General features: G+C 58.6%; 20 protein-coding genes and 1 pseudogene. 7 read left to right on the top strand and 14 right to left on the bottom strand.

Annotated features, from left to right (window positions below; all coding sequences use genetic code 11):
- Window positions 1-13 precede the first annotated feature (13 nt).
- Window positions 14-1,090, bottom strand: a complete 1,077-nt coding sequence (locus tag DT068_RS25395) for a hypothetical protein (RefSeq protein WP_119392703.1) — start codon at window positions 1,088-1,090, stop codon at window positions 14-16.
- A gap of 106 nt (window positions 1,091-1,196) precedes the next feature.
- Here DT068_RS25395 and DT068_RS25400 point away from each other — a divergent pair, with 106 nt between their 5' ends.
- Window positions 1,197-1,694 (top strand): hypothetical protein, encoded by a 498-nt coding sequence (locus DT068_RS25400; protein ID WP_162914451.1) that lies wholly within the window; start codon window positions 1,197-1,199, stop codon window positions 1,692-1,694.
- A gap of 8 nt (window positions 1,695-1,702) precedes the next feature.
- On the opposite strand, the gene DT068_RS25405 is transcribed toward DT068_RS25400, so the two are convergent.
- The 5 genes from DT068_RS25405 to DT068_RS25425 all read right to left on the bottom strand — a co-directional run bounded on the left by DT068_RS25405 (window position 1,703) and on the right by DT068_RS25425 (window position 6,637).
- On the bottom strand, window positions 1,703-2,698 hold the full coding sequence (locus DT068_RS25405) for a tail fiber domain-containing protein (protein WP_368905177.1): 996 nt from the start codon (window positions 2,696-2,698) through the stop codon (window positions 1,703-1,705).
- 92 nt (window positions 2,699-2,790) lie between these two features.
- Window positions 2,791-3,246 (bottom strand): N-acetyltransferase, encoded by a 456-nt coding sequence (locus tag DT068_RS25410; RefSeq protein WP_162914452.1) that lies wholly within the window; start codon window positions 3,244-3,246, stop codon window positions 2,791-2,793.
- Complete coding sequence (locus tag DT068_RS25415; protein WP_119392707.1) at window positions 3,243-4,817, bottom strand: hypothetical protein; 1,575 nt, start codon at window positions 4,815-4,817, stop codon at window positions 3,243-3,245. Before DT068_RS25415 ends, DT068_RS25410 begins: the two co-directional genes overlap by 4 nt.
- Before the next feature lie 104 nt (window positions 4,818-4,921).
- Window positions 4,922-5,617 (bottom strand): phage adaptor protein, encoded by a 696-nt coding sequence (locus tag DT068_RS25420; RefSeq protein WP_119392708.1) that lies wholly within the window; start codon window positions 5,615-5,617, stop codon window positions 4,922-4,924.
- Between the two features lie 327 nt (window positions 5,618-5,944).
- The gene (locus DT068_RS25425) at window positions 5,945-6,637 is read right to left on the bottom strand and encodes a hypothetical protein (protein WP_119392709.1); all 693 of its coding nucleotides are present in this window, start codon (window positions 6,635-6,637) and stop codon (window positions 5,945-5,947) included.
- Window positions 6,638-7,290: 653 nt separating this feature from the next.
- Here DT068_RS25425 and DT068_RS28215 point away from each other — a divergent pair.
- The 4 genes from DT068_RS28215 to DT068_RS25440 all read left to right on the top strand — a co-directional run bounded on the left by DT068_RS28215 (window position 7,291) and on the right by DT068_RS25440 (window position 8,471).
- A complete protein-coding gene (locus DT068_RS28215) occupies window positions 7,291-7,437 on the top strand; it encodes a hypothetical protein (protein ID WP_162914453.1) in 147 nt (48 codons plus the stop codon).
- 83 nt (window positions 7,438-7,520) lie between these two features.
- Window positions 7,521-7,721: a hypothetical protein gene (locus tag DT068_RS25430; RefSeq protein ID WP_119392710.1), complete on the top strand. Its 201-nt coding sequence runs from the start codon at window positions 7,521-7,523 to the stop codon at window positions 7,719-7,721.
- A 120-nt stretch (window positions 7,722-7,841) separates the two neighbouring features.
- Window positions 7,842-8,093 carry a hypothetical protein gene (locus DT068_RS25435; RefSeq protein WP_119392711.1) on the top strand — a complete coding sequence of 84 codons (252 nt, stop codon included), beginning with the start codon at window positions 7,842-7,844 and terminating at the stop codon, window positions 8,091-8,093.
- Between the two features lie 93 nt (window positions 8,094-8,186).
- Window positions 8,187-8,471, top strand: a complete 285-nt coding sequence (locus DT068_RS25440; protein WP_119392712.1) for a hypothetical protein — start codon at window positions 8,187-8,189, stop codon at window positions 8,469-8,471.
- 9 nt (window positions 8,472-8,480) lie between these two features.
- Here the strand turns inward: DT068_RS25440 and DT068_RS28220 are convergent, their stop codons facing one another.
- The gene (locus DT068_RS28220; protein WP_162914454.1) at window positions 8,481-8,618 is read right to left on the bottom strand and encodes a hypothetical protein; all 138 of its coding nucleotides are present in this window, start codon (window positions 8,616-8,618) and stop codon (window positions 8,481-8,483) included.
- A gap of 19 nt (window positions 8,619-8,637) precedes the next feature.
- On the opposite strand from DT068_RS28220, the gene DT068_RS25445 reads away from it, so the two are divergent.
- A complete protein-coding gene (locus DT068_RS25445) occupies window positions 8,638-9,294 on the top strand; it encodes a hypothetical protein (RefSeq protein ID WP_119392713.1) in 657 nt (218 codons plus the stop codon).
- 106 nt (window positions 9,295-9,400) lie between these two features.
- Here DT068_RS25445 and DT068_RS25450 read toward each other — a convergent pair whose 3' ends face one another.
- The 5 genes from DT068_RS25450 to DT068_RS25470 form a co-directional block, all read right to left on the bottom strand.
- Complete coding sequence (locus DT068_RS25450) at window positions 9,401-9,841, bottom strand: hypothetical protein (protein ID WP_119392714.1); 441 nt, start codon at window positions 9,839-9,841, stop codon at window positions 9,401-9,403.
- Window position 9,842: 1 nt separating this feature from the next.
- Window positions 9,843-10,388, bottom strand: a complete 546-nt coding sequence (locus DT068_RS25455) for a hypothetical protein (protein WP_119392715.1) — start codon at window positions 10,386-10,388, stop codon at window positions 9,843-9,845.
- 80 nt (window positions 10,389-10,468) lie between these two features.
- The gene (locus DT068_RS25460) at window positions 10,469-10,957 is read right to left on the bottom strand and encodes a hypothetical protein (protein WP_119392716.1); all 489 of its coding nucleotides are present in this window, start codon (window positions 10,955-10,957) and stop codon (window positions 10,469-10,471) included.
- A gap of 16 nt (window positions 10,958-10,973) precedes the next feature.
- Window positions 10,974-11,972 (bottom strand): phage major capsid protein, encoded by a 999-nt coding sequence (locus DT068_RS25465; RefSeq protein ID WP_119392717.1) that lies wholly within the window; start codon window positions 11,970-11,972, stop codon window positions 10,974-10,976.
- 131 nt (window positions 11,973-12,103) lie between these two features.
- Window positions 12,104-13,033: a hypothetical protein gene (locus tag DT068_RS25470; protein ID WP_119392718.1), complete on the bottom strand. Its 930-nt coding sequence runs from the start codon at window positions 13,031-13,033 to the stop codon at window positions 12,104-12,106.
- A gap of 98 nt (window positions 13,034-13,131) precedes the next feature.
- Between DT068_RS25470 and DT068_RS25475 the strand changes: the two genes are divergently transcribed.
- The gene (locus DT068_RS25475; RefSeq protein WP_119392719.1) at window positions 13,132-13,368 is read left to right on the top strand and encodes a hypothetical protein; all 237 of its coding nucleotides are present in this window, start codon (window positions 13,132-13,134) and stop codon (window positions 13,366-13,368) included.
- A gap of 335 nt (window positions 13,369-13,703) precedes the next feature.
- On the opposite strand, the pseudogene DT068_RS25480 reads toward DT068_RS25475, so the two are convergent.
- Window positions 13,704-14,132, bottom strand: a pseudogene (locus DT068_RS25480) (transposase family protein); the annotation flags it as partial.
- A gap of 98 nt (window positions 14,133-14,230) precedes the next feature.
- On the bottom strand, window positions 14,231-14,650 hold the full coding sequence (locus tag DT068_RS25485; protein ID WP_162914455.1) for a hypothetical protein: 420 nt from the start codon (window positions 14,648-14,650) through the stop codon (window positions 14,231-14,233).
- Window positions 14,651-14,707: the final 57 nt, after the last annotated feature.

The following is a 14,707-nucleotide window of genomic DNA, read 5'->3' on the forward strand; positions in this document are numbered from 1 at the left end:
CCGCCCATAGGCGCTATCTGCCGGCCTGTATAGCGCGCCGCTGCTCTTCGAGCTGCAGAGCCTGGTTCTGCATTACTGCTTTCGCCAAAGCATCCAGCGTTCTGGAGGAGGGTTTCGGAGCCGCTTTCCCGGTCCGCACCAGAGTTTCAATATTGTTCACACGGTTGCCAACCATCGACTCTCCGATCCTATTTGCGATTGCCTTGGCTGTGAGGGCGGCTTCCGGCAGAACGGCAATACCTGCGCCGGTGAGCGGGTCGAAATGCCCAGTCACGCCGCCCCCCAGCCCAGTTGCCCTTGCAAGAAGCTTTACACCGCGTATGAAGGGACCGTTTTCGTCCGGAACGAGCCTTGCAGCCACGTTGGCGGCGTTTTCCAGCTTGCTATTCTGGGAAATGGCGCGGATTGCGGCTTGTTCGTCTGGCGAGAACTGCTTCATCCGCCTCTTATCTCGCGCCAGGTGCCTATAGGCATCCTGCAATGGCTTGTCCGAACCACGCAAATCATCGAGCACATAGGTCTTGTCGAGTTGGGCCCTCTTCTCGCCGCGCCCCCGTGCACGAGGCTTTAGGGCCTCGAACTCCCGTTCCAGTTGGGTTGTGGAAGGAAATGGCTTGGCCACCGATTTGGCCGCACCGGGAAGCCCCCCGCCAACCGCTCCGGCAAAGCGCACCCAGTCCTCATACCCGCTGCCTTCGGCCATCTTGCCGGCCGTCTCCGAGGCAAGCGAGCTGCCAAGCCACATGGCGCCCTTTCGCGGCAGTCCGCCTGGGCCAGTGGCCGCGCTCGGCAGAAATTCGGCAGCAGTACGAACATATTTGCCACCTGTGGTTTGCGGTTCATATTCGAAGAGCCCCTCAGAGTCTGAGCCAAGCCCGCGCGTCAGCGCATTCATAGTCTCCAATGCCCTCTCGGAGGTTGGAAATATGGAGTTGGCATTCGCCTGTCTCAGATTGCTTTCGAGCCACTCCCGGTGCTCCGGTGTATCCTCGACCAGACCACTCTTGCGGCCGAGCCAATCGCCGCCACGAACCACCATATTGGCAAGATCTGCTGGCATCCCGACAATGCCGGCGACGCCCTGACCCAAACCGGACACTCCGCTTCGCGCGAGGTCTTCCACAAGTCCAACTTCCTCTTGGTTCGACGTTGGACGAGCCCCTGCTCTGGGACCAGTTCTTTGCGGGGCAGCATACATGACCATCGATTGTTCTCCTTTTTCCCGGGTTCGCCGGGCACGTCTATTTTGCGTCCTTGAAAATCAATTTGGGTTGAGTAGTACTGTTCGGATGAAACAGATGTCGCGCTTTTTAGGAGCCGTCGCGGCGACAGTAATGATCCTGGTCGTATCTGTTCCAGTGGGATGGATGCTCGTAAGAGCGGCCGGCTACGTTCCGGCATTGCCACACAAGAAACTTGCCATCCTGGCGGCAATGATGTTTGGTTTCATGCTATTGTACTCGTGGTGGTGGATCCCACCCAGCGAGCACCGGGATGTTCGGTACAAATTGGCGGGATCTGCGGCGGGCACCTTGTGGCTCTTTGGTCTGCTGATTGCCACCTACTACATCATCTTCTTGATAGAATTCGGCGAACTGATCATCACGATGATCGCATTTGGAATCCTGCTCTCGGCACTTGGCCTGTATATTTGGCCAAAGGAAGAAAGCAAAGACGAGGATGATGCCGCCTAGGCGACATCTCAGACCTTGCGCAGCGCACGCTCATAATTGACCTGCTTGAAGCCGCTCGGATGGCGCGTTACGGCGTCAGGCACATGGCGCTCGACCTCATCGGCCATCAGGCCCAGATGCATCGGTCCGCCGGATTTGTATTTGAACGCATAGACCGCCTGCCCGTCATCGGTGCGCCCCACTTTGCGAATGTCGGTCTTGGCGCGCCGGTCGGAGATCAAGGCCGTCCCCAGGCTGAACAGGCCGCCCATCAAAGCCTGCTTTTCCGCCTGCTTCGTCTTCCAGGCGTCGAGCTGGCCCTGGTAGTTCGCATTGACGAGGCCTGAATAGTCCGCATTCGCCACATTGCTCGACGGCGTATTGACGAAGCCGGGCTGGTTCACCTGGGCGCCCGACAGAAGTGCTGTGATCTCGTTCAAGGGCTGGTTGCGTTCGGTCAGCAGTTCCTGAACCGCCTGGCCGCGCCCTGACAGCAGGAGCTGGTTCCAGGCATCATTCTCCTGCTCGCCTTGATTCCGCATGGCCCGGTCATAGGCAGCGGAGCCGAGCCTTATGCCGCGATCGGCCATTTGCTGCTCGAGCGACTGGCGGCGGCGGGCGAGCTCGGGTGTCAGCCGCTTGCTGCCCAGCTCCATCAGCCGTCCTTCGACCGCCTCGTTGTTGAGCTCGAGCGGCCGGCTCAGCAGCTCATCGAGGCGGCCGGACTGATTGCGGGCAAGTGTCGCCAGGTTGAGCTCGGCCGCGTCATTCTGGTTCTTGATCGCCTGCTGCGCATCCGACAGCCTGGTGGTTGCCGTCGTCAACGGAATCTTGTGCACCCGGCCGGTCAGCGGATCCACATAGTCATACGTACCGCTCTGGGAATAGGTCAGCGTGCCGTCAGGCGTCACCTGGTTGACCTGGTTCAGCTTGCCCTCGGTGATCGCCGTTCCGATATTGGTTGCCGTCTGCGCCGCGGCGGTCTTCTTGGGATCGGGCGGCTTGGGCGCCTTGGACTTGCCCATGTGCATGCTCCTTTGCGCGCGATCAGGAAAAGTGTTTCGCGGTTTTCCGTCCGATCGCGCGCCAGACTGAAAACTCGATCACGTTCATCACTTCAGGCCGAAGTGGCCTGAAGTGATCGTGATCGATGAAAGCCGTTGGACTTCCAGTCCTCGGCCGTGAGAGTTGAGATGACACCGTCTTCCCGGCAGCCGAAAAGCCGCGGCACGGTTACCTGCCTGAAGCCATAGGCCCTCGTGATCCTCAATGCCGAAAGATGGCTGGCCGGCGTACGCGAGCACGCCATCTGGCAGCCAATGCCGTCGAACACATAAGAGAACACATGGTAAAGGACAGGCCTCGTAAGCCAGCGCCGATCGGCACTTGCGAAGCTCATCTCGATGACGCCGAATTCCGGCGCATAATCGTGGAAGACGAAGCCGCCGACCACCTGATCGCCGCGCGCCACGCCGATCGCCCGGTTGGGGCCGAAGCCGCGCGCCGCGCAGAAGGGAATGCGGCTTGCGACAAAGGCCGCCACGGTGTCGTCATTGCCATGGATCAATCTCACACCGCGATGCCTCCGCTTTCATAGAGGAGATCGATCGAGATCAGCTCCGCTTCGGGCGGGCTTGCATGCGAATGGGTGATCTGGACGGCGGGCGCCACCGCGAAGCCGTTGCCGGCGACCGACACCCAGCGCGTGACGGTGTTGAGCGAGGTGCCTGAGTCCCACATCGCCGCATCCCACAGGCCGACATCCCAGACATCGAGATCGGGATGGATGGCGGCATTCGGATAGGTGCCGAGATGGGGCAGATAGTCGAAGGAGAAGGAGATCTTCGGCAGGAATGGCTTCCGGTACAGCCAGGTCGAGCGCGCCATCTTCACCGTCTTGGCCGAGGATGGCATGCCCAGGTGATCGAAAAGGCCGACGAAGGTCGACGCATAGGTGTTGCCGTCATCGGTGCCGCCCGCTTCGGCGATGAAGATGCCGCCGGCCGGCGTGGCGAAGAGGACGATATTGCCCATCTCGGCCAGGGCCACGATGTCCCAGCCGGTATATTTTGCCCAGGCGCCGGTCAGGAGATTGACGACATAGCAATAGGTCTCGGACGCGCCCACGGTCGGCACGCCGATGATCGCCATATTGCGCGCCACCCACTTGACGCAACACCAGTATTTCGAGGATTCGCGCGCCACCGCCTGGCGCTTCCACTCATCCTCGATGCTGCGCGTGATGGCGGCCAGCGTCAGCGCCGCCGGGTCTTTGTCCATGGCGGCCGAGAGCGGGACCAAACCATCCGTGGTGGCGACGATCAGATCGCCGCCGGCGCGGAAATGAGCATTCTGGCCCAGCGGCCGGCCGATATCATAACGCCCGATGGCCGACCAGTTGTCGGGATCGGCGGGATCGCTGCCTGAAAAAGCCGCCACCTCGCCTGTTGTGCTGATGAACACGCAGACATCATCAAGTCCATCGCCCGCATCGATCGACCAGGTTTCGCCGAAAAAGAGCGAGCCGCCTCTCTTGAACACGCCCGAGAGCGATATCTGCGCCGCCGCCCCGCCAATCGCATCGACGGCCAGGCACCAGGCATTCATCGTGTCCTTTTCCACGAAGAACAGGCGGTTCTTGAACACCCAGACATGCGACAGCGACGAGGAAGAGACGCCGGTGATGGAAGGCGTCGTCGTCCAGGATGACCCGTCATAGAGCAGCCGATCGTCGCTGCCATTGACGGCGACCAGGAAATCACCGGCGCTGTTGGCGAACATGGCGCAGGAATAGAAGCCGCTGCTCCGCCCGGTCACATCCGCGGCCGGCTGGACCATGGGATCCGCCGGAGCCGTCACATTGTAGATCGCCGACGCATCGCTGGCGAAGACACGCTCCAGCGTGCCGCTGCGCCAGACCATCAGGCTCTCGACAGGATTGTCTATCGTGGCATGCCGCAGCGAGCCGCCTCTCGGCCTGATCCCCCGCGTCGTCGGAAAGAAGTTCTCGAGGATGCTGGCGCCGCCCGGGTTGTCGAGTGCAGGGCTTTCCGATTGTATCCAGCCCTTGATGGGCGCCAGGAATGTGCGGGGTACCGCCCGCGATTGTCCGGCCCCCGCGGCTCGGCGGCGAAATCTCGTCATGAAAGCATCGGACCGAAAAGTGCGCAGCGGTTTTCGGATAATCCGATGCGCCAAAACAAAGCCCTGAGGCTAAGATGTATTTTCATTTCGTATCTCTCCAAACCTCAGGACACCACCGAAACGGGATATGCGACCTGAGCGCCGCGCAGCCGGCGGGTGCGCCCGACATGCAGAATGCGGGCACCCTTGTCCGCGGCGATGCGCTTCTCCTTCTCGTCCTCGTAATTGTCCTGGTCCTGCGCATAAGGCAGCCCCTTCTGCGCCCGCCATTTCCAGATCATGCACAATTCGAGCAGGGTTTCCGGCAGGCGGAAGGTATCATCATCGGCGGCGAACTCCGCCTTGCTGCTGCCGTCATTGTCCAGCGCCCAGCGCGACGACATGTAGTAATAGCTGATCGCCTCGCCATTTGCGGGCGCGGGCTTCAATGTGATCTCGTTGCCGAGCAACGTCCAGGCGCCGGTCACCGTCTCGAACTGGCGGATATCCAGCTCGAGCCAGTGATCGGTGGAAATGATGTGGGTCAGATGAGTCTGCAGCCGGTCGGACCAGAGCTCGCCTTCTTTCAGCATGCGGTCATAGTCTGCCGGCAGCGCGAAACTCCGGGTCATGCCATCCCCGGCAATGAGCCCCGGCACTTTCAGCGCCTGCCATTCATAGTCCTGCGCGATATAGCGCGCGCAGGAATTGGCGAGAACCTGCAATTCGAAATGCTCGCGCTCGGTCGAGCTGAAGACGACGGTGGGTTTGTTCAGCGCGATGACGGCAGAGACATTCTGAATGGCCGTCAACACGCTCATGCGATATCTCCATTCTTCCCTCACCCTGAGGTGCGAGCGCAGCGAGCCTCGAAGGGCCTGCGTCCAGTTAGCTTATGTCAATGGGTGTTATTGGGCCCGGTCGCTGCCTGCCTTGCAGCAGGTCATGAGAAACGGGCCGGACATTAAACCGGGGGGTCAGGGGTCCGGCCCGGCTCAGCCGAACATCACGTCCCGCCAAGCAGGATCAATTTTACTTAGAGGAAATAATAAGCAATTGGACCAAAGCCCCAATGCACGGGATGGAACTTTTTCGCTTCTGCCTGATTATCCCAACTCGTCATGGCCGCCCTTGAGGCGGCCATCCAGTCAGGCCGCCTGTTCCTGCTCGACAGGCTTCTCCGGCTCTTCGACCTTTGCAGCAGCGTCTCCACCTTCCGCCCCCTGATTCAGATGGGTCTGCCGCTTCTCGAATTCGCGCCGCTTCTGGTCTTCCTTCTCCTGCCAGTCCGGCTCGGCGGCTTTCTTCTCCCCGGCCTTCGCCTCCAGCGCCTCGATCCGCTGCCGCAACGCTGAATTCTCCGCCGCAAGCTTGGTTTCAACCGCCGAGTCCTTCGCCTTGTCGATATAAGCCTTCGCCTGGTCCTTCAGTTCGCGCCCGAACAGACCCAGCCTTTCAAGATTGGCGCCTTCGAGCCCGCTCAGAGCCTCCGCCGTGTGGACATGCAGCGCCCTCAGCTCGGCGCGCCGGGCGGACGAAATGAAGGGCAGCTCGTCGATCGGCGTGCCCTCCCCTTTGGCGGCCTCGCCCGTCTTGAACGCCTCATAGTGACGATGATAGGCTTGGGCATAGGTCACCCACTGGCCGGAAGCGTGGTCGCGCGCGAATTTCTCATGCGCCGGCGCCACCAGGATCTTCTTCGGATCTCCGACGAACTTGATCTCGACCATTTCGCGGTCCTCGAAGATCGGGCGCCCCTCGGCGCGCGACTTCGCCGGGTTCTCGATGGGGTTGAGGAAGAAAGTGACGTGTAAGTGGCGGGTTGCGGAAAACGCGGCCATGATTGAAAACTCCGTAAATGGGGAGGGTCGGAACGCAGGCGTCTCTGCACTGGCCGAGCAGCCGGAGCGGGACGATCACAAGTGATTTGGCGAGGGGACATTGTCTGTTAACGGATTGTTAATATCTTGATCGCAGACACACCACCTATTGTGTATCGCTATTTTCCACACACAAGAGCAACATGAGTCAACGTGACTCACCGCGTTTCAAATTGGAACAATCATTGAATTAGCGGCAGGGCTAAAAATCCTATCTATTTGTACTATAATCCTTGCCGCCTAGGCCGCCTTAGGATAGCCCAGGGCAGCCGAGTTAACAATTAGGATAAACATCCTATTATACCCATGCGGCATGCTTGGCCATTAGAATTCGATACAGGCGCAGCATCGGTTAAAAGGCCTCATTTCGCCACATTTGCTGAGATCTGCAGGGTTGACCTCAGGCTCAGAAAGGTCCTTAATGGAACCTGGCCCGGGAAATTGAAAGGTCCCCGAGACTGCAATCTCGAGGACCCTGAAAGTTCCCGACCGCCACCAGATTAACGGCTGGGGGCTGGTACGGTGTATGTGGCTCTATACTTGAACCTGCTCAGAAGAGCATGGGGCCTCATATTGGTCAACCCCCGGTCTTTCAAAAGTGAAAGGCCATTCCCATGGCAAAAAGTAGCAAGACCTTCGAAATCGGACGTGACTCCAAGACCGGAGAGTTCATTCCGGTCAAGGAAGCCGAACGCCGCCCGAACACGACCACTGTCGAGCGTGTCCCCAAGCCCGGCCACGGTGACACAAAGAAGGACTGACGCCTGAAGAAGCTGGCCGCCGGGCGAGAGGCTCGGCGGCCACTTTTTCTCTTCCATGTCCCCAACCAATAGGCACATCAAATATGAAGAATATCCATGCCCCGAGCTATTCCCTGAAATTCGAAGACGCCGTCCAGGTCTGGCTGCGTTATTGGAACGGCGAGCTGCAGAACAGGATCGCCGCCTCTTATGACGTCAACCAGGGACGGATCAACGAAGTGCTGAAAGAGAAGACGCACATAGGCAGCAAGCAGCAGGCCCTGCGCCTGAGGAAGGCTGCCTGATGGCGCTCTATCTCATCAGCGACGATCCGCACAAGTCCGCAAGTATCAGCCGCCGCAAGACCAGCTGAACAGCCGGGGTGCCGTCAGGCTCTTGCGAAACGAAAGAGGGAGGTCACAGCAATGGTTGAGGTCAAGCGCATAACTTCCACCGCAGAGATCACTCAAGGTGAGAAGTATGTTCTGGTGCAATATGGCGACAAGAAACTAGACTCCCGCCATTCTCGCGGCCACACGCTCACTATCGAATCGCGCCATAAGCCAGACGCCTTGAAGCAAGTAGAGTTTCATACTGCGATAGACGGCGCAAAACGACTGGCCAAAGACGAGGGGATCAAAACGGTCTACGTTCTGGATCACCCTGATTCGGATTAGTGTGTCAAATCCGCTATAAGTTTGATCTAGGTGAGTCGGGCCGTTGGAAGCAGCCCGACTCTGCCAATCATCCTATTGGACAGGAGATCAGCAATGGACGCCGACGAGGAAATGGCAAAGGCTGTGGGCAATGCGATTGCCATGCACCAAAGCGCCACCGCCTCAATGTTCACGGCCTTATTCAGCCTCTTGATACAGAAGAACGTGGTCGCGTCAACCGACATAGAAGAGTTTGTTCTGAATGGTCTGGACAGTGTTGCCGAACAGATGACGCAAGAATATCCCGAAAGTAGTCGAGGCGAAACTCTTACTCTTCTTGCGACGCAGGTTCGTAGTCAGCTTTTCGGGCTGCAAGATTCATCAGACGATTCCAATTGAATGTACGGCCTATTTGAGAGGCTTGGGTTTCTTCTTCGCCTTGCGCGGCGGCGCGATCTTGTGAACCGGTTTTTCGAAGCGAGTCAACGCGTCGGGCTCGACTTCATTCGCATCAACGGTCTTTTTCTTAGCAGGTGTCTTTGCCATGGCAACCAGTGGAAAAAGGATGCGCTATCAACGCCGCATCCACCCTAGCAGTCACTACTCAATCACAGTTTACGCGAGTCTGACAGCGGAAGCTTTGTGGGGTTGGAACCGCCTGCATTCTTCGCTGTTTGAAATGTTCGTCTCGCTCCTAGGTGATGGACCGAGAAGCCGTAAGAAGGCCTATGCCATTTGGCACATGTTCCAAAGCGACAAAAGCCAGCGCGAGATGCTATCGGCAGTCGCGGAAGCGGCCCTTGAGAAGTCTTCTCGAACTTTGGAACGCGTTAAGTGGTTGATCAGCGTCACCAATAGATTTGCCCCATATCGTAACGCCGTCGTCCATGTGCCGGTATACTTCGAACATAGGCCCGGCAAGCCCGCCGGGATCATTCTCGATGAGGCGGCTGCCCGCGACGTTGCCAGGATAAGGCTCGACCTTGCGGGGCCGCGAGAGCGCTTTTGGAACAACATGGCAGGCGATCTATTTTGCCTCGGTCAATTCGCCAACGGCATCAATTCTCAATTGAACGATGGAGTCCAGCCTGACGGGTCATCGCTGCAAAGACCGAAGCTACTAAGTCTTCGCAGGATGAGCGCAATAGACCGCCTAATGTCTCCTCCTCAGCCTAAACCAAAGCGGAAGCCGCGGCGGCCTTCATCTCAAAAGAAATCTTAATCTATCCAATGGGTTGTCGGAGAGCGGATCTTTGCTTTGTCATCGTTATAATCCCCGCATGAGTTGGATTGCGGGTCGCCGTCATTGTTCGACTCTTCCGATTAAATCAGAACAGAATACTCCAAACGGCAAACAAGAATCTGACACCTGCCGCAAGGCTCAGGAACAGCGCTACCGAGCATAGTACTGCAATGCCTTTAACCTGCACAAAGTTTCGCTTGGGCGTGTAACTAGGCAGGATTCCATTGGTGTAAAGAGCCACCGCTAGCGCGCTTACCGCCCAAGCCGTTGCATAGACAAGATGATAGCTTTCAGGTTTGCCGATTTCTTGTTCTTCAATAGCAACAAATGCCGCTATCCCGGCGATGATGATCGAAGAACCTGTTATCACCGAGTTTAACTGTCCAAGTATCACAGTCGCACCGAGATTCCGCTCATCCAAAGAGTCCGCGCTAGTATCATGCGTCCAACCTCGCCATGCTTTTACGACAAAAAACAGCCAAGCTATCAACGCGATTAAATCGCCAACAGGGCATGACGCGAGCATACTATTTCTGCGACTCTAATTCTTTGAAATTAATAACGTCAGTCAAATACTCATCTTCTGTCTTCGGAAAGAAATCTAAGAGTTTGGACGCATCTCCAGAGGACTCCTCGAGTAGCTTTGGTATCCCGTAAGTTAGAGGGCCAATCGATTTGTCGAGCGCGGCTCGGGTCTTGGCATCATAGAACGCGTCGAACGTCGCATACCAATACTTCTCGGCCAACGGCGGCTTGTTTGGGGGGAAAAGGCAGAATGCAGCCAGGGCCGCATAGTAATCATTGTCACCCGGTACATCGCGACCGTTCTTCTTTGCCACCGCGACTGCGACTTCATTAACAGCGGCTAGTAAGCCCAAATACCGGCTCACGTCGTCGGCTTTAACTTCCTTGTTCCAATCTATGTTCAATCGCTCCGCTATGGGAAGCCCTCCCGCAATCTGCTGCAGGCGTTCAGGAACAATAATGGGGACATTGTCCCCGCCTTCGCCCAATGCCTGAACAGGCGACACAGAAACCAAAACCACGAAAGCGCTGGCAATAATCCTTCGCATGATTATTCCCTTATCCAGACCAGAAGTCCTATCGTTGCGTCATTCCTACGGTGTTGTCAACGCACGGAAGGCCTTAAACTTTAAGCCGCAACCCCATCATCCATAAACGGCCGCCAAACCTCGCATTCGGCGAGGCCGGCCGATGGCGTGCCATCGGCGGAAGCAAATTTGGCGTTCTTCACCCGGTCACCGGCGACGACAGCATCGTCCACCTGGCCGGGCGTCGCCGTCGCATAGACATTGCCATTGTCGGCAACAGCCCCGGACTTGGCGACGGCCTTGCCCTGGATCTGGTACCAGCCATACAGGTTCGCCACATTCGCCGACATCGCGACCGCCACCGGGCCGATGTCGTTGGCAGCCAGCAGCGATGTCGTAAAGTCGTCGGGGCTATAGAGCACGACCGACCCCGGGACCGTCGATGCCGCGCCTCTCAGATAGACGAATTCGCCACTGCCATAGACGGGGTCTTTCGCCCGGACGATCGTGCCCAGGGCGTGGCGCGGCAGCGCCGATGTGTCGGCGATCGGCTGGCCGATGAGGGTGTTTTCCTGAATTGTGAAAGCCATCTGTGTGTCTCCTCTCTTACGGCGCCGAATCGTAGAGCTTGGCCATGTGCAACGGATTGTTCATCGTCAGCTCGCCGAAGAAGCCGATATGCTGGACGATGGCGTCCTGGTTGATGGGCGCCTGCTTGCCGCCGAACTTCACGAAATTGCGGTCCGGGTGATAGCGGAAGCGCAGAGCCGTAGTGTCGATGAAGTAGGTCGTATTGGCTGGCATGGCCGAGCCGATACCGCCTTCGAGCACCACGTCCACCGACTTGCCGGCGCCAAAGTATTTCAACGACGTGAAGCCGAGCTTGCCCAGCTCGTTCTCGTTGGTGATCTGCTGGATCGCCACCGTGGCGGCCGTGTAGGCGATATAATGCTCGGATGAGCACAGGATCAGGTTAGGCCCTTTATTGCCGCGGCTACGGGCGATCATGATATTGTCGAAGATCGTCTTCACCGTGGAAGCCGACACGGTATTGATGCCGGCAAAGGCCGAATTGGCGTCATAGGACGTCGTCTGCCAGATCGGATTTGAGCGGGCGATGCCGCCATAGGAGCCGGCATTCACCGTCGTCGGGATGACGAGCTGCAGGCCGCCGATCTGGTTCGCGGCGGTGCCCGCCGAATGGAGATCCTCGACGAAGCGGTCGGTCAGCTCCTGCTCGGCGGCCATCATATGCTCTTCCATGATGTCCTTGAGCTGGTTGGTGCCGGAGTTCTTGAGGATGTCCTCGCCCGACAGCGTTACCGACACGGCGGCCTGCTTGGGGGTGAATTCGGCATCGTTGAAGAGCTCGGCCGGCTGCGGATTGAGGAACTCATAGCCCGCATAGCGGATATAGGTTCCGCTTTCATTATAGAGCAGCCGCTCGCGGATGGTGGGGCCTGAGAAGGTCTTGAACTGGTTACGCTTCTTCATGACATGGAGAAGCGCGTTGGAGTTCGACACCAGGTCGGCATAGCCCTGGGAGCGGTCCTCCAGGGCCAGGGAGAACGCCTCTTGCAGGCGCTCATTGGGATTCATCGCCATTGCGGCGTCTCCTGATTGAAATGCTGTGGACTGGAGCATCGGGCCGAAAAGTGCGAAGCGGTTTTCGGATAACCCGATGCGCAAACAAGGAGATAGAGCGCGGGGCCTCTTCTATGAGAGGGCCCGGCGCTCTATCCGAGGCCGAGCGACGCGAAGGAGCGGTCGAGGCTTTCCCGGGCGGTGACGGGCGCCTTGCGGGTCACCGGGTTTGAGCCGGAGGCAGGTGCGCCTGAGATGGAGAGCTGGCCCTTGCGGGTCTGATCCGTTTGGGCCGGTTGCGCCGCCGGGTTGAGCCGGTCGGCCATGTCATAGGCAGTCTCGAGGCTGTCAGCCATGCGCGTCGCCAGCAGGCGGCTGACGGTATCGGCGAATTCCTCGTCCTTCATACGCGGATGCGTCTCGGCAAAGGCCTTCACCTGCCGCTCGATCTCTTCATTCTGGCGCGCCGCCAGGCTGGAGGTGACGCCGCCGATCTGGTTGCGCAGATCGGCAATCTCCTGGCGAATGCCGTGCAGCGGCTGGTCCGCTCCGGGCTCCTTGCTGCCGCCGTCCAGAATGAGGTTTGCATAATCGGCTGGCGCAAGCCCTGCGTGGTCGAGCACAGTCTGGATGGCAAGCAGCTTTTCCTGCCGGTCATCGGACAGAAGCGCCCTGTCCAGCGCCGTATAGCGCTCCATCGCCTCATGCACCGTCGTATTGTGCTGCTTCGCCAGCGCGAAATAGGGCTTCAGGGGCTCGACCGTCTTGCGATATTGGGTCAGCCCCCCTTCCAGTTCGCGCAAGGCGCGATGAGTCTCCGCCCTGACTGTTTCGGGTGCGGCCTGCCACGCGGCCCTGGCCTCTGCCGCAAAGCGTGCCGGCGCTTCCTCGTCCGATGGCGTTGGGCTCGCGGATGCGTCGGCCTCCCTGGCCACGGTCTCGTTTGTGCTGCCGGCATCGAGCGCGGCGAAGGCGCGATCGATCGACGCGCGGGGCGCTTTCGCCGTCGCGGTTTCCTGTGCCGTCGAAACGGACACCGTCTCGCCGGTCCTGTCACTTGCTTCGGCGCTGTCAGTCATCATGTGATCCTCATGCGATGCATGTCCCGGCCGGCGGAACCATCTTTCAGGAAAAGCCGTTTCCCATTCGGGAGAATGTTCAACTGAGAGCCGCCTGCCTCATGCTCTTCTATGTGTCTTTTGAGACGCCCGGATTCCTGGTGGCGATCCACCGGGGCGGCTGCCGTCATTGCCGGAATGGCACCGTTCAGAGCACGGCCGATGCCCGTCACCTGTCCTGGTCGCGAGTTTTCGGGAGTCATGCCGAGGCCTTGCGGCATGCCCGCAATACCTATGGCTTCTTCAGAGCGGCGGTGAACTGCAGCGACTGCCACCCGGAAGGGTCCGGGCAGGCCTGACGAGTCTTTGACTGGAGCGTTCTACGCAGTCCGGGGTATCAAAGAGAAAGCCCGCCCTACTGGCATAGGGCGAGCCTCAGTACAGAGCTCGAATTTATTCCACCCGGACTCTCGCCGTCTTTTTTGCCGTCCTCATGATTGGATATCATCCGCACACAAACTTCAATGCCCGCTGCGAAATTCAGAAACGGTGTGCTTTTCCGGCAACACACACTCTCGATGTCTTCATGGATCGGGCTTCACGGGATCGTGGGGCGGTTATTCGGCACACTGATCGATCCTGATAATTTCCAAATCTCACGCTTGTGTCCGCAAAGTCAAGCGCGCCGTGATGGCGTGCGATCAATGGCGACATACAGGTACAGCTTACCTTCGGCGGTCTGAACCTCAGCGATGTCGATGTGGAAGTAGCCGACTGGATAGCTCTTGAGCTTCTTCTTTTAGCTTGTCGCCTTCGATGTCAGGCAACCGTCCGATCCCGTGACGCTGCAGGCAGCGATGCAATGAAGATCGTGTCAGGTGCGGAACGGTCGGCTGCAAGGCGTAGAGGCAATCGTCCCGAGGCAGGAGCGTGTGTTTGCGGAACGCGACGATGATCGCCTCCTCCTTGATCGACGGCACGGTCGACCTCGGTTCTTTCGGGCCAGTCGGCACATCGGTGACCGAAGTCCGGCTCTTCCACTTCGCCACCGTCTTCTGGTTGATGCCGTAGCGCTTGGCGAGCCGCCTCAGGCTCTCTTGGCTATTTTGTATTGCCGACGGATCGCCTCTGTCGTGGTGGCGCTCCCGTGAAGAACCTAGCCCATGGCACTTCCTTTGATTCGTGCGACAATAGTGCACCACCAAAGTGCGGGTTCAACACCTAGGCGTAAATCTCATCAATGGATCTCAAGCGCTCGAAGAGCTTCAGTAATAGCTTTTGAATGCGCAGGGCCTCCGCACTGCTTATACACGCACTAGCAATGCCCGTTGCGTGGGCCTCGTTGGTCAGGTCGCCCGCATTACGGACTGGGTCGTCGAAGACGCAGAGCGACTGGGCTCCTGTATCAGCATCCACAATCTCTCGGACTTTCTCAGCCGTGCTGATCGCAACGCCTGCCACCGTTCTATCTTGAAGCGTGTCGCTTATAGCCCTTGCCAGTCGATACATCTCGTCTTTTCCAAGATGGGTCTGGCGGATCAGAGATACGCCCTTTCGCTCGATGTCGCTTGGAGCAATTAAGCTGGCGCGCAGTGTGCCGTCTTTCCTGACGTGGGTTGGCGAGCAGACGACTTTAACCAAGACTTCCGCGTCAGCAAGAGGTCCGCACTCTCCGAGAGAGGCCGCCTCGCATGAACA

The organism is Taklimakanibacter lacteus (assembly GCA_003576695.1).
GTDB classification, from domain to species: Bacteria; Pseudomonadota; Alphaproteobacteria; order Rhizobiales; family Aestuariivirgaceae; genus Taklimakanibacter; species Taklimakanibacter lacteus.

Excerpts from the sequence above, each read along its gene's own strand:
- DT068_RS25400 (WP_162914451.1), top strand. The coding sequence starts at position 1,197 with ATGACCATCGATTGTTCTCCTTTTTCCCGGGTTCGCCGGGCACGTCTA.
- DT068_RS25405 (WP_368905177.1), bottom strand. The coding sequence starts at position 2,698 with ATGGGCAAGTCCAAGGCGCCCAAGCCGCCCGATCCCAAGAAGACCGCC.
- DT068_RS25415 (WP_119392707.1), bottom strand. The coding sequence starts at position 4,817 with ATGACGAGATTTCGCCGCCGAGCCGCGGGGGCCGGACAATCGCGGGCG.
- DT068_RS25420 (WP_119392708.1), bottom strand. The coding sequence starts at position 5,617 with ATGAGCGTGTTGACGGCCATTCAGAATGTCTCTGCCGTCATCGCGCTG.
- DT068_RS25425 (WP_119392709.1), bottom strand. The coding sequence starts at position 6,637 with ATGGCCGCGTTTTCCGCAACCCGCCACTTACACGTCACTTTCTTCCTC.
- DT068_RS28215 (WP_162914453.1), top strand. The coding sequence starts at position 7,291 with ATGGCAAAAAGTAGCAAGACCTTCGAAATCGGACGTGACTCCAAGACC.
- DT068_RS25430 (WP_119392710.1), top strand. The coding sequence starts at position 7,521 with ATGAAGAATATCCATGCCCCGAGCTATTCCCTGAAATTCGAAGACGCC.
- DT068_RS25435 (WP_119392711.1), top strand. The coding sequence starts at position 7,842 with ATGGTTGAGGTCAAGCGCATAACTTCCACCGCAGAGATCACTCAAGGT.
- DT068_RS25440 (WP_119392712.1), top strand. The coding sequence starts at position 8,187 with ATGGACGCCGACGAGGAAATGGCAAAGGCTGTGGGCAATGCGATTGCC.
- DT068_RS28220 (WP_162914454.1), bottom strand. The coding sequence starts at position 8,618 with ATGGCAAAGACACCTGCTAAGAAAAAGACCGTTGATGCGAATGAAGTC.
- DT068_RS25445 (WP_119392713.1), top strand. The coding sequence starts at position 8,638 with ATGCGCTATCAACGCCGCATCCACCCTAGCAGTCACTACTCAATCACA.
- DT068_RS25450 (WP_119392714.1), bottom strand. The coding sequence starts at position 9,841 with ATGCTCGCGTCATGCCCTGTTGGCGATTTAATCGCGTTGATAGCTTGG.
- DT068_RS25455 (WP_119392715.1), bottom strand. The coding sequence starts at position 10,388 with ATGCGAAGGATTATTGCCAGCGCTTTCGTGGTTTTGGTTTCTGTGTCG.
- DT068_RS25460 (WP_119392716.1), bottom strand. The coding sequence starts at position 10,957 with ATGGCTTTCACAATTCAGGAAAACACCCTCATCGGCCAGCCGATCGCC.
- DT068_RS25465 (WP_119392717.1), bottom strand. The coding sequence starts at position 11,972 with ATGGCGATGAATCCCAATGAGCGCCTGCAAGAGGCGTTCTCCCTGGCC.
- DT068_RS25470 (WP_119392718.1), bottom strand. The coding sequence starts at position 13,033 with ATGATGACTGACAGCGCCGAAGCAAGTGACAGGACCGGCGAGACGGTG.
- DT068_RS25475 (WP_119392719.1), top strand. The coding sequence starts at position 13,132 with ATGCTCTTCTATGTGTCTTTTGAGACGCCCGGATTCCTGGTGGCGATC.